11 protein-coding genes and 1 tRNA gene are annotated in these 12388 nt (G+C 50.0%); 8 read left to right on the top strand and 4 right to left on the bottom strand.

Features of this window, described 5'->3' with window-relative positions:
• The first annotated feature begins 144 nt into the window (after positions 1–144).
• The 6 genes from fimA (at position 145) to sfmF (ending at position 6214) form a co-directional block, all read left to right on the top strand.
• Positions 145–699, top strand: a complete 555-nt coding sequence (gene fimA, locus OGY04_RS12630) for a type 1 fimbrial major subunit FimA (protein ID WP_032934356.1) — start codon at positions 145–147, stop codon at positions 697–699.
• Positions 700–776: 77 nt separating this feature from the next.
• A complete protein-coding gene (gene fimI, locus OGY04_RS12625) occupies positions 777–1310 on the top strand; it encodes a type 1 fimbrial protein subunit FimI (protein WP_032942585.1) in 534 nt (177 codons plus the stop codon).
• A 41-nt stretch (positions 1311–1351) separates the two neighbouring features.
• On the top strand, positions 1352–2044 hold the full coding sequence (gene fimC, locus OGY04_RS12620; protein ID WP_008784004.1) for a type 1 fimbria chaperone FimC: 693 nt from the start codon (positions 1352–1354) through the stop codon (positions 2042–2044).
• A 7-nt stretch (positions 2045–2051) separates the two neighbouring features.
• Positions 2052–4673 carry a fimbrial biogenesis usher protein gene (locus OGY04_RS12615; RefSeq protein ID WP_057067808.1) on the top strand — a complete coding sequence of 874 codons (2622 nt, stop codon included), beginning with the start codon at positions 2052–2054 and terminating at the stop codon, positions 4671–4673.
• Positions 4674–4677: 4 nt separating this feature from the next.
• Positions 4678–5685, top strand: a complete 1008-nt coding sequence (gene fimH / locus OGY04_RS12610; protein ID WP_048214757.1) for a type 1 fimbria D-mannose specific adhesin FimH — start codon at positions 4678–4680, stop codon at positions 5683–5685.
• Positions 5686–5719: 34 nt separating this feature from the next.
• Entirely contained in the window at positions 5720–6214 is a 495-nt protein-coding gene (gene sfmF / locus OGY04_RS12605; protein ID WP_187392937.1) for a fimbria assembly protein, read from the top strand.
• A gap of 49 nt (positions 6215–6263) precedes the next feature.
• Here sfmF and fimZ read toward each other — a convergent pair whose 3' ends face one another.
• The 3 genes from fimZ to fimW form a co-directional block, all read right to left on the bottom strand.
• Entirely contained in the window at positions 6264–6896 is a 633-nt protein-coding gene (gene fimZ, locus OGY04_RS12600; protein WP_003831119.1) for a fimbria biosynthesis transcriptional regulator FimZ, read from the bottom strand.
• 586 nt (positions 6897–7482) lie between these two features.
• Positions 7483–8205: a fimbria biosynthesis regulator FimY gene (gene fimY, locus OGY04_RS12595; protein ID WP_128612050.1), complete on the bottom strand. Its 723-nt coding sequence runs from the start codon at positions 8203–8205 to the stop codon at positions 7483–7485.
• A gap of 386 nt (positions 8206–8591) precedes the next feature.
• Positions 8592–9185: a fimbria biosynthesis transcriptional regulator FimW gene (gene fimW, locus OGY04_RS12590; protein WP_008784010.1), complete on the bottom strand. Its 594-nt coding sequence runs from the start codon at positions 9183–9185 to the stop codon at positions 8592–8594.
• Between the two features lie 34 nt (positions 9186–9219).
• Here fimW and OGY04_RS12585 point away from each other — a divergent pair, with 34 nt between their 5' ends.
• Both OGY04_RS12585 and OGY04_RS12580 read left to right on the top strand, forming a co-directional pair.
• Complete coding sequence (locus tag OGY04_RS12585) at positions 9220–9399, top strand: hypothetical protein (RefSeq protein WP_003831122.1); 180 nt, start codon at positions 9220–9222, stop codon at positions 9397–9399.
• A gap of 39 nt (positions 9400–9438) precedes the next feature.
• Positions 9439–9515 (top strand) — tRNA-Arg (locus OGY04_RS12580).
• A 37-nt stretch (positions 9516–9552) separates the two neighbouring features.
• Here the strand turns inward: OGY04_RS12580 and torS are convergent.
• A complete protein-coding gene (gene torS / locus OGY04_RS12575) occupies positions 9553–12318 on the bottom strand; it encodes a TMAO reductase system sensor histidine kinase/response regulator TorS (RefSeq protein WP_286585352.1) in 2766 nt (921 codons plus the stop codon).
• Between the last annotated feature and the right edge of the window lie 70 nt (positions 12319–12388).

Raw genomic sequence — 12388 nt, 5'->3', positions numbered from 1 at the left:
TTGGAGTAAAAGGTTAGCTAATTCTCTTGCGATATATATCTTTACAGGATGCAGAGATAATTAGCCTGACATTTAATGTCGATAATGATTCAAACGGATCCCGCAGGACGCCGGAGCCGGATGTGTGTAATTCAAGGGAAATCCATGAAACGTAAATTAATGACCTCTTCTGTTATTGCCAGCCTGATGTTAGTTGCAGGTGCAGCGGTTGCAGCCGATCCGGTAAGCGTTAGCGGCGGTACTGTGCATTTTGAAGGTGAACTGGTCAATGCAGCCTGTGCAGTCAGTACTCAGTCATCCGATCAGGTTGTCACCTTAGGCCAGTATCGTACCGCCAGTTTTACCGCAGTTGGCGATACAACGGCGCAAATTCCGTTCTCCATCGTGCTAAATGACTGTGACCCGAAAGTTGCCGCAACCGCAGCCGTGGCTTTCTCTGGTCAATCCGATATTACCAACAACAACCTGCTGGCTGTCACTTCTGCAGATAACGGTACCACTGCCAGCGGTGTCGGGATTGAGATCCTGGACAATACGTCCACCGCGCTGAAGCCGGATGGAGCTACCTTCTCTACCGCTCAGGCGCTGGTAGAAGGGACCAACACCCTGCGTTTCTCTGCGCGTTACAAAGCCACTGCCACCAGCGCTACGCCGGGTCAGGCAAATGCCGACGCGACGTTCATCATGAAGTACGAATAAGCCGTTCTGATTTGCGCAAGGATGACGTTCGCCTCACTGGATGAGGCAATTTCCGGGGATGATGAAGGATGCGGCAGATGATAGGGAAAGGCGTGGCGCTGGCGGGGATGCTGTGCGTACTGCCTGTGTTTGCACATACGGTAATACTGGAAAGTGGTCGCCTTCACTTACGGGGGCAGCTCGTCAATGGTGCCTGTACGGTCGCTACCGACAGCCAAAATTTGCGGGTGCAAATGGGGCAGTATCGCACTAATGCTTTCTCCGGGACGGGAAGCTTTGCCTCTACCAGCGTGCCGTTTTCACTGCGCTTAACGTCATGCAGCTCCGATGTTTATGACCACGTTGGGATTGCGTTTGCAGGTGTGACACCAGCAGAAGATCCGCAGGTTTTTCTTGCCAGTGGTGATGCGTCTGCGGCTTCGGGGATCGGTCTGGCGTTATTTGATGAGCGCCAACGGCAAATTATTCCGAATGCGCTGCCGCTTCATTATGCACCGATTATAACGCAAGAGATGACGTTTCATTTCACTGCTCGTTATCGGGCTGTCTCGGAAAATATAACGCCGGGAACGCTTCGTTCAGACGTGTGGTTTACGTTGGTTTATCCCTGATTAATTTCCCAACGATAATCACACCAAAGGTATTTGTAGCTATGTTTAATTATCTAAAATCAGGTTTTATCCTTTTACTGGCCTTATTTTCTGCTGCCAGTGTTCAGGCTGCCGGAGGCATTGCATTAGGCGCCACCCGCGTTATTTATCCAGCCGATGCCAAACAAACGTCCCTGTCTATTAGCAATAGTGATACCAAAGAACGTTACCTGGTCAATTCATGGATCGAGAATAGCGCAGGCGTTAAAGAAAAATCGTTTGTGGTTACGCCTCCGCTGTTCGTCAGCGAACCCAAAAGCGAAAACACGCTGCGTATCATCTATGCAGGTGTTCCGCTGCCCAAAGACCGTGAATCGCTGTTCTGGATGAATGTGAAAGCCATTCCGTCAGTCAATAAAAACAGCCTTGAGGGTAAAAACGTTCTGCAACTGGCGATTCTGTCCCGCATCAAGCTTTTTGTCCGTCCGAATAATCTGCCGCAAATTCCGGAAGATGCGCCCGGGATGCTGAAATTCTCCCGTACCGGCAACCACCTGAAAATCAATAATCCGTCAGCGTATTACGTCACCTTGGTCAATCTCAACGTGGGGAAAACGAAGGTTGATAACGTGATGGTCGCGCCGAAAAGTGATGCGCAGGTCCTGCTACCAACGGGCGTTCAGGGCAATGTCACGTTCCAGACTGTCAATGATTATGGCGCCGTGACCCCGGCCCAAACGGTTAGCGTGCGTTGAGATAACGATGAATAAGACAACGTATTTTCCTGGCCTGTTACCGGGGGTTACGCCACCGCTGGCGGGGGTGGCGTTGTCCACGCTGGCGGCGCTTTTTCCCTCTTTAAGCCATGGGGAAAGCTATTTTAATCCGGCCTTTTTATCTGCGGATACGGCAACCGTGGCGGATTTATCACGTTTTGAAAAAGGCAATCATCAGCCTGAAGGTGTTTATCGTGTGGATATCTGGCGCAACGATGAGTTTGTTGCCACTCAGGATATTCGTTTTACGACCAGCGCGGGAAAAGCCGGGGAGAAGTCTGGTGGGCTGATGCCGTGTTTTGGACTCGACTGGGTGAAGCGCCTTGGCGTCAATATCACCGCATTTCCGGCACTCAGTAAGGATCCGAACGATACCTGCATCAATCTACCTGAGGCGATTCCTGGCAGTGAGATTGCATTTGATTTTTCTACCCTGCGCTTAAACGTCAGCCTGCCGCAGGCGTCAATGTTAAACAGCGCGCGTGGCTATATTCCGCCGGAGGAGTGGGATGAAGGGATCCCGGCTGCGCTGGTCAACTACAGCTTTACCGGCAGCCGCGGCAGTGACACTGACAGCTATTTCTTAAGTATGCTCAGTGGCCTGAACTATGGCCCCTGGCGCTTGAGAAATAACGGCGCATGGAGCTATTCCAAAGGTGACGGATACCACTCACAAAGCTGGAAAAATATCGGTACATGGCTTCAGCGCGCGATTATCCCGCTGAAGGGTGAACTGGTGATGGGCGACAGCAACACCGGCAACGACGTTTTTGACAGCGTCGGGTTTCGCGGGGCGCGGCTCTATTCCTCAGACAGTATGTATCCCGACAGCTTACAGGGCTACGCGCCAACCGTTCGCGGCATTGCGCGTACCGCAGCGAAACTGACCATTCGTCAGAATGGCTATGTGATTTATCAAAGCTATGTTTCACCGGGCGCTTTTTCGATAACCGATCTCAACCCGACGTCATCCAGCGGTGACCTTGAGGTGACGGTGGACGAAAAGGACGGCAGCCAGCAGCGCTATACGGTGCCGTACTCCACGGTTCCCTTGTTACAACGAGAAGGGCGTTTCAAATACGACGTGGTTGCCGGGGATTTTCGCAGCGGCAATAGCCAGCAATCTTCACCGTTCTTTTTCCAGGGAACATTAATTGCCGGGTTACCAGAAGGCTACACCGCTTATGGCGGTACGCAGCTGGCCTCACGTTACACCGCGGTAGTTTTAGGCACCGGCCGAAACCTGGGGGACTGGGGGGCGGTTTCTGTGGATTTAACCCATGCGCGCAGTCAACTGGCGGATGACAGTACGCATCAGGGGCAGTCTTTGCGTTTTCTGTATGCAAAATCGCTGAACAACTTTGGTACAAACTTCCAGCTGTTGGGATATCGCTACTCAACGCGCGGCTTCTATACCCTCGACGATGTCGCGTATCGCAGCATGGAAGGGTATGAGTATGAATACGACAGCGAAGGCAATCGCCACGACGTGCCCGATGTGAAGAGTTACCACAACCTGAGTTACAGCAAAAAGGGCCGCTTCCAGATTAACATTTCGCAGAACCTGGGAGACTACGGCTCGCTGTATGTTTCGGGGAGTCAGCAAACGTACTGGAATACCTCAGACACCAATACCTGGTATCAGGTGGGCTATGCCAGCGGCTGGCAGGGAATTAGCTATTCACTCTCCTGGTCGTGGAATGAATCGGTAGGCATCTCCGACACCGACCGTATTCTGGCATTCAATATGTCAGTGCCGTTCAGCCTGCTAAGCGGACGGCGCTACTCGCGTGATAACGCGCTCGATCGCACCTACGCCACTTTTAATGCCAACCGCAACAGCAACGGACAAAACAGCTGGCAGAGCGGGATCGGCGGTACGTTACTGGATGGACGCAACCTGAGCTATAGCGTGAATCAGGGGCACAGCAGCACCAACGGTTACAGCGGAAACGCCAGCGCCAACTGGCAGGCGGCTTATGGCACGCTGGGCGTGGGATACAACTACGATCGCGATCAGCATGACTATAACTGGCAGCTCTCCGGTGGCGTGGTGGGGCATGCGGACGGTATTACGCTCAGTCAGCCGCTGGGGGACACCAATGTGCTGGTTAAAGCACCTGGCGCGCAGGGTGTGCGGATAGAAAACCAGACCGGCGTGCAAACCGACTGGCGCGGATACGCGGTGATGCCGTATGCCACCGTTTATCGCTATAACCGCGTCGCGTTAGATACCAATTCAATGAACAACAATACCGATGTGGAAAATAACGTTAGCAGCGTCGTGCCAACGCAAGGGGCATTGGTGCGAGCCGCGTTTGATACACGTATCGGCGTGCGGGCGCTGATAACCGCGAAATATGCAGGTAAACCTGTGCCATTTGGATCCGTTGTGCGTGAAAACACCAGCGGCGTGACCAGTATGGTGGGCGAAGACGGACAAATCTACCTGAGCGGCTTACCGCTAAAAGGCGAATTGCTGATCCAATGGGGGGAAAGCGCTAACGCTCGCTGCGTGGCGCACTATGCCTTGCCTGAGGAGAGTCTGAAACAGGCGGTGACGCTCACGAACGTGACGTGCGAATCTCCAACGGCACGACAGGAATAATACGATGAAACGACAAACAGGTTTGTTACTGGGAAGCGCTTTACTGCTGATGGCTCATTCGTCCTGGGCGACGGTCTGTCAAAACTCGAATGGCACACCAACGGATGTTTTTTACGATCTGTCGAACGTCTTTAACAGCAGCAATAATCAGCCGGGGCAGGTGGTGACGTTACCGGAAAAATCGGGCTGGGTTGGCGTTAATGCCACCTGTCCGGCTGGGACAACGGTGAATTACACCTATCGAAGCTATGTCACTGAACTTCCGGTTCAAAGTACCGAGGGTGGTTTTCAGTATCTGAAGCTCAATGACTACCTGCTGGGGGCCATGAGCATCACCGACAGCTATGCCGGGTTGTTTTATCCTCCGCGAAATTATATCCGTATGGGCGTTGACTCGAACGTTTCGAAGCAGAAGCCTTTTGGCGTACAGGATTCAAACCTGGTGTTTAAACTCAAAGTGATCCGCTCGTTTATTAACATGGTGCCGATCCCGCGCCAGACCATGTTCAGAGTCTATGTCACGACCAGTACTGGAGATGCGCTAAGCACGCCGGTTTATACCATCAGCTACAGCGGTAAGGTGGAGGTGCCACAAAACTGTGAGGTGAACGCAGGGCAGATTGTCGAGTTTGATTTTGGCGATATTGGCGCATCGTTGTTCAGCAAGGCGGGGGCAGGAAACCGTCCCGAAGGCATTAATCCGCAGACCAAAACGGTGGCGATAAAATGCACCAACGTCGCTGCACAGGCATACTTAACCATGCGGGTAGAGGCCGAGAAAGCCTCTGGGCAAATGATGGTATCAGACAATCCTGACTTAGGGTTCATTGTCGCCGACAAAACCGGTAGACCGCTGACGCCCAATAATCTGTCCAGCACGATCCCATTTCAACTGGATGATAACGCCGCGGCAAACGTGAGTATTCGGACATGGCCGGTCAGCGTGACGGGGAATAAACCTACCGAAGGGCCTTTTACTGCCCGTGGCTATCTGCGAGTAGATTATGACTAACAAGCAAACGCCAACTTCATGGGCGCTTCTGGTGATGCTGCCCATACTGACATTCAGCTCGTTGTGCCATGCGGCCTCATCGCTGGGCGAAATCAATATTGAACTGCGCGGAAACGTGGTGGACTTTACCTGTGCGGTGATTGCCAGCGACAGCAATAAGTCGGTTGAATTGGGCACCTGGCCAACAAAGCAGTTACAGACCAGCGGGGATACTACCCAACCAGTCGCGTTTACGCTGAAGCTGGAAGGCTGCCCGCCGGGATCCGCGTCAATAACGTTTTCTGGTACTCCGGCCCCGGGTACGACGTTGCTGGCGCTTGATGACGCGGTGATGGCGCAAAAGGTGGCGATCGAACTGCATGACAGTGACCGTACGCGATTACCGCTCGAGCAGGCCAGCCAAACCGTAGGGATTGATGAAAACGGCAATGCCACGCTGACCTTTTTCGCCAACTATATCGCGTTAGCAGACGGGGTTCAGCCAGGCCTCGCCAGGGCCGATGCCACATTTATGATTAACTATAACTAATCAATGCGCGGATAAAACGCTCCCGAACGAAGTCTCGCCGGGAGTGCTATTACATTAATTCATGCATTTTTGCGTAATCGATCAGCTCAACGATAGTGTGCAAGCCGAGTTTGGCGTAGATGTTAGCTTTGTGAGCACTAATCGTTTTATTGCTGAGTAACAGCTGCTCAGCAATTTCCTTATTAGAGAGCCCATTTGCCAGATAACGCAAAACCGTAACTTCGCGATTAGAGAGCGGCATGTCATTCAATACACCTTTTTTCATATTTATATTGTTAATGAAGTTAAGGGTGTCTGAAGGGAAAAAAGAATATCCCGATAAAATCATTTTTACCGCATTGTAGATATCATTTAAATCCTTTCGTTTACTGACGAAACCATTTGCACCGGCCCGGATAGCACGCCCGGCATAAAAAGACTCCGATTTGGAGGAGAGAAACAGCACCCGAGTATTCTCCTGCAGAGACTTTATTCTCTTGAGTAATGTAAATCCATCTGAACCAGGTAGTTCAATATCCAGAATGACAAGATCGACAGGGTAAGTGCGCAGGTGCTCTATTGCCGTACGGCTGTCATCGGTCTTCAACACAACCTGGATATTACTGTTTTTTTCAAGTAGTACTTCTATCGACATTCTGACAATAGGGTGTTCGTCCATAATGATAACGGATGCTGGTTTCATTGTTGTATGCCTCAAACTGTATGCGTATCTTGATAATTTTATAAAACATCAGGCGTTATAATATTGTCAAATAGCCAAGGGTTGTTCTGAGGGAGAGTCGAATAAATATTATTTCATCCTTGTTTATTCGGTTGCTCTTCTACAGAACAATGAATTTGTGGAAAATCCATTTCACACTGGGAAAACTAACAATTAATCAGAAAACTATGGGGATTATACCTGCTCTGTTCTTTCGGAAAAGGCTTACAACATTCAGGTTGTTAATGTCAGTTAGGATGTTCTAAAAGATCCAGATGTGTTAATGACTATTGGCATTATTTTACTGCTGTTTGAATTATGGCAGACTGAAAAAAATTTTTAAATGGTAAAAACAATACAATAAACTAATTGTTTAGGATTTGTTAAGGTGGGAATGACGCTATTTGTGCTGATATGCACAGAATCAGTATGGTTTACTGGGGTGGTGGAAGTTAGCATAATACCAGGAATAGTTGTAAATATTAAATAGTTGTGAAATTTAGATCTTTTATCTCATATAAAAATAAGTAATTTCCTAAAAAATCTTATGGCACATAGGGTTAGGGTGTTAAATTAAATGAGCAGAGGTAACGCTGAGGCGATGTATCAGGTGCAAAAAACGCTGCCGGTTTGCTAAGCCCAGACGCGCAATCAGCTGGTTCAGGCGATAGATGATACGGTGGTAGGGGCGAGCTTGTAACAAAGCAATCTCTTTTAAGGAGTTACCTTGTAAAAGTAATTCCACCATCTCCCAATCGAGCTGGTTTATGTGCCTGGAGTGAATATAGTTAAGGACTGGCGACAATAAAGCGCGGCGCATCTCCGGGAGGCGCAGGCTACGTGACAAGATATAAAATGGACCGGACAGAGAAATAAAAGGGATTAGGTCTTCATCGTGGCGGGAAAGCAATATGAAGATTTGGATGTTATTCCGCGGTTTAATTAGCTGGCGCAGATACTCCAGAACATCAAAATAAGAGATTGTTAAACCTTCCATATCAACCACTAACTGACTAATTACCGACTCTCGCAGGCTGACTTTGGCCGATTCAATCGTCTGGAAGATCGCGGTACGTGCTCCTGAAAATAAATGTCGACCCAGCGCATAGGCCAGATAGTAATCTGTCGTAATAATCGCCTGAGATATAGTGTCACTCGGTAATGTGTATTCGAGTTTTTGCGTCAGATACTCAAGTTGGTCAAATACCTGTGATGTGTAGTGAGGATATTGCCAGGTACAGTTAGTGTTTCGTATACGGCGATGTCGATCCCGGCGTTTTGCGCTGTGCATCCTTTTCCATTCCATTTCTGTTGCGGCAGGTCTGGATAAATTGCCGACTATAAACATCCCTGACCCAAATTTTCTCCAGCGTAAAGGCGAGTTTCCTTGTGCTGTTGGGTTTCAATGCTTCAGCAATCATCAGACTGGCAATTGCGTATCCCATCAGAATAATCTGCCGGAAGTTTTCTGATGTCTTACTCAATGCCCAAAAAGTCGTTTTATCCAGTTCAACCTCTCTATGGGATTAGATAAAATATTACCGGGTGTGTCTTTCTGTTACCCCGGAAATAGTAAGCCAGGATTATTCTGGCAGCATGGAGATAGGTACAGTAGGTGCCGATACTTAATTGGTGATGAGATTTTTCTCAATAAAAAATCAGGCAGAGAGATGCCACCTAATTTTGTAGAAAGTTCAGATGCGCCCGGATGTATCTTAAGAATTGCTGATCGTTTTTCACATGCAGCTTTTTCATAATGCTGCGACGGGTGGCTTTGGCCTGAATTTCGCTTACCGAGAGCAAGTGGGCCGTTTCGGCTAAGGTATAGCCGCTGGCGAGAAACATTAAGAACTGACGTTCTTCGATAGAAAAGTTGCGAGTGGTGCAGTAATGGCAGATAGTTGCGGGCACGTTGTTGCGCAGCGCACGTTTTTGCAGGATGAGGACTAATTTTTTAGTCATTTCCTCAACGTCATCTTCCCGATAGATCAGTGGCAACATGTACAGGCAGGGCCGGAACATCAGCTTATCTTTATCGTTTCTGTTGCAGATGACAACCCGGTGTTGGCGGCGGGTATGGACCGGAATCTGATAGCAATCGGCGCTGAGCCAATCTTCATCCAGGGAAATAAACGCGATGTCAGCGCGATCGATATCCTCGACAGGCAAAAAGCAAATCTCCTGATGCCACTGATTTGCCAAATGGGAGATGATAATTTTTAGTCCATGTTCGAAGTGACTGTTTTCTTCCTTGATGGCGATACTTAACATTAAAGAGTTCCTGAACCGCTGGAGGGGTAAGGGAATGTTAAGCAAAATCATAAATATTCTAAATACATGTATCCCTAAATCTGGCGTTTCGTGGGCTGAGTTGTTACCAGGCGATTTCCTGGATACCCTTGAACAAGCAGAAAAAATCAACATTCGTTCACTTCGCCAGCAACTGAAACAAAAGGCATTGACTCAGCAGGCGCTGACCGTATAATTCACGCGTTTCATCTGCATGAAGTAATCACTTCGCAATGCGCCCTTAGCTCAGTTGGATAGAGCAACGGCCTTCTAAGCCGTAGGTCGTAGGTTCGAATCCTACAGGGCGTACCATTCAAAGTCAGTCCCTATGCTCAGCTTCAACGTATCGTTACGCGCGGGACGGTTTTTCTGCTTCCAGCCAACGTTCTACCTCATAAAGACTTTGTTGGATCTCCTCTCTGAGTGAAAAATCACCCAACGGCTGCTGTTCAAGTGCTGCACACATCGTGCTGGCTGAGCGCATTCCCATGCTGGCGCAGCTGCTTTTTAGCTGATGCGTCAGACGTTTTATCCGCTCGTCGTCATGTGCTGCGCGGGCAGCGTCAATCTCATCTAATACAGGAAGAGTGTGTTGCTTAAAGAGCGCTAACCATTCGTGCACCTTTTGCCACCCCATAACCTGGATATCTCCAGCCAATTGCTGAAAATCTAACCGTTTGTTGTCATTTTCTGATGCAAGCGGGAGAGTCGCACTACCGTGCAGATAATGCGTAATAAGTCGACTGAGTTCATCCCGGGGGACTGGTTTTTGAATAATGCCAAGGAACAGGGTGCTGGTTCTTTGGCTTAGCGTTTCGTCGATGACGTGCGCGCTAAAGCCGATCAGGCTAAGTGCCGGATAGTCGTGGGCTAACTGCTGCGCCAGCGTGATCCCGTCGATATCAGGAAGATCGAAATCAACCAGAGCAGCATCGTAGCGTGTATCTTCCTGCAATATTTTTAGCGCCTCAGCGGCGCTGCTGGCAGCAGTAACCTGTGCGCCATTGAGGATGAGCATTTCAGTACTGATACGTTGTGTAAGAGGATTATCCTCGATAAGCAATAAGCGTAAGCCCTGTAACGATATGGAGCGTTGTGCGGGTTTCATGATGGGCATCGTGGTTGCCCGCAATGGCAGACGCAGCTGGAAACAACTCCCGACGCCGGGCGTGCTGGTGACGCTCAGCTCTCCCTGCATTGCCTGAGCGAGACTGGCGCTGATGGTTAGTCCGAGTCCGGTTCCACCTCGTTTACTGCTTACCTGAACAAACGGCTGAAAAATATCGTGCTGGCGGGCAGGGTCAATACCACATCCCGTATCTTCAACCTCGATGTACCAGTTTTTGCCCTCACATCGGCTACGCAGGATGATGTGTCCCCGATCGGTAAAGCGTAGTGCGTTGTTTAATAAATTAGTAATGATTTGCCGAATGCGGCGCGGATCGCCACGCAGGGAAGCGGGAACGTCATCGGCAAAATCCGCAACCAGCACGACCGGGCGACCAGCAACGCGGCTGTTCATGAGTTGAAGCGTACTTTCCAGCAAGGGTTTGGGTTCAAAAGGCTCATCGCCTATCGCCACATTTTTTCCACCGGCTTCGATGGCGGAATAGTCCAGAATATCGTTGAGGATGGTCAGCAAAGACTCGCCCGAGTCGGTGATTGCGCGTAGATTTTCCCGATGCTGTGCCAGGGAGGGATTGTCTGAGAGTAACTGCGCAGTGCCGAGGATACCATACAGCGGGGTGCGTATTTCATGGCTCATGGCGGCAAGAAACGCCGATTTTGCCTGGTTAGCTGTTTCAGCTTCTGCACGGGCCTGTCGGTGTTCAGATACCATAGAACGCAGCTCGGCGGTGCGAGCTTTAACCTGTGCAGCCAGATGTTCGCGATGGCTATTGAGGGCGTGAACACTGCCGCGAAAGGCATCCATCAACCGCCCGATGGTATCCAGTTCACGAACGCCTGCGGTTTCCGGGAATGGGGAGTCAATATCCCCCTCAAGCAGACGCTGTAACGCCTGGGTTTGCTGTGCCAGTGGTCGAGTGACTGAGCGATAAACCACACGCCAAAGTATAAGAATCAGCAAACATAATGACACGCCACCTAACAGCAGCAGCAAGTGTTGCCCGCGCTGGCTGGCCTGTTTGAGATGTGCCAGTCCGCTTTGATTACGCTGGCCGATGATTTCCACCAACTGGCTGACTTCGCTACTGAAACGGGTAAATTGCTCGATATTATTCTGCGATAAGATCTGCAATTGGGTCGTGATGTCATTATCCTGGCGATACAGGGACAGCAGCTCAACATAACGGCTAATCGTATTGACGGTGTTGGCCACCTGAGTGCGCACCACGGGATCTTCAATACGTATTTGTCGGCGCTGAAGTACTCTGACGGCGGCATTCAACTGGTTTTCCAGCGCAGCCAGGTTATTCTGCGCCTGGTTATTCCCCAGATTCATCACCATTTGCTGCACGCGTAGCGCACTCAGGCGCAGTTCATTCATCTGGTTATAATATTCCAGATCGATATCGATGAGCCTGTCCAGCGCGTGTTCAGCGGCCTGTCCCTGATGGCTCTCAATCAAATCATAAATGCTGGCCTGTGTCGCACCCGCCGACGTGGCGGCATTACTGGCCTGACCGCGTGCCATTTCGGCAACGTCAGCGGTGGCCTCAGTAATTTGCTGGCTGAGTTGTTGCTGTTGAGCGCGTAATTTCAGGCGTTCGCCAACCATCTCCCCCTGGTGGCTTAACGACCGGGCGATTTCTTTCTCCTGCTGTTCAATGGCAGAAGTATCAAAGCCCTGTTCTCGAAGGGTTCTGAGTAATGTGGTTATTTTCAGACTCTGGGCGGTTAACATTCTCCCCTGAGCCAGCCACATATTTTCATTGTCTGCGGTGGTCAGATTTTGTGCGGAAAACAGTTCCCAGGCGCTGGCTTCGCTGAGCTGGCGTGCCATATCCATGGTTGGAATTAGCGCCTGGGTATTGGCCTGCTCAACCTGGCTGACAAAACGCAAGTTATACCAGCCTGTCAGCGTACTGATGAGAGTCAGTGCCGCCATCAGCGCAAAGCCTATCCACAGTCGTTTGGTCAGAGATAAATTCACTGTCTGGTCGCCACAGATTAAAAAGGTTGAGTCCAAAAGAGGAAAGCAACTAGGATAAAGCCTTATCAAT

The sequence above is a fragment of the Citrobacter sp. Cpo091 genome (assembly GCF_030332645.1).
In the GTDB taxonomy this organism is placed as follows: Bacteria; Pseudomonadota; Gammaproteobacteria; order Enterobacterales; family Enterobacteriaceae; genus Citrobacter; species Citrobacter portucalensis.
The sequence above is the reverse complement of the archived record's forward strand: the minus strand, read 5'-3'. Positions and strand labels throughout refer to the sequence as shown.

Bases quoted from the DNA above. Each gene is read 5' to 3' on its own strand.
- fimA (WP_032934356.1), top strand. From the start codon at position 145: ATGAAACGTAAATTAATGACCTCTTCTGTTATTGCCAGCCTGATGTTA.
- fimI (WP_032942585.1), top strand. From the start codon at position 777: ATGATAGGGAAAGGCGTGGCGCTGGCGGGGATGCTGTGCGTACTGCCT.
- fimC (WP_008784004.1), top strand. From the start codon at position 1,352: ATGTTTAATTATCTAAAATCAGGTTTTATCCTTTTACTGGCCTTATTT.
- OGY04_RS12615 (WP_057067808.1), top strand. From the start codon at position 2,052: ATGAATAAGACAACGTATTTTCCTGGCCTGTTACCGGGGGTTACGCCA.
- fimH (WP_048214757.1), top strand. From the start codon at position 4,678: ATGAAACGACAAACAGGTTTGTTACTGGGAAGCGCTTTACTGCTGATG.
- sfmF (WP_187392937.1), top strand. From the start codon at position 5,720: ATGCTGCCCATACTGACATTCAGCTCGTTGTGCCATGCGGCCTCATCG.
- fimZ (WP_003831119.1), bottom strand. From the start codon at position 6,896: ATGAAACCAGCATCCGTTATCATTATGGACGAACACCCTATTGTCAGA.
- fimY (WP_128612050.1), bottom strand. From the start codon at position 8,205: ATGCACAGCGCAAAACGCCGGGATCGACATCGCCGTATACGAAACACT.
- fimW (WP_008784010.1), bottom strand. From the start codon at position 9,185: ATGTTAAGTATCGCCATCAAGGAAGAAAACAGTCACTTCGAACATGGA.
- OGY04_RS12585 (WP_003831122.1), top strand. From the start codon at position 9,220: ATGTTAAGCAAAATCATAAATATTCTAAATACATGTATCCCTAAATCT.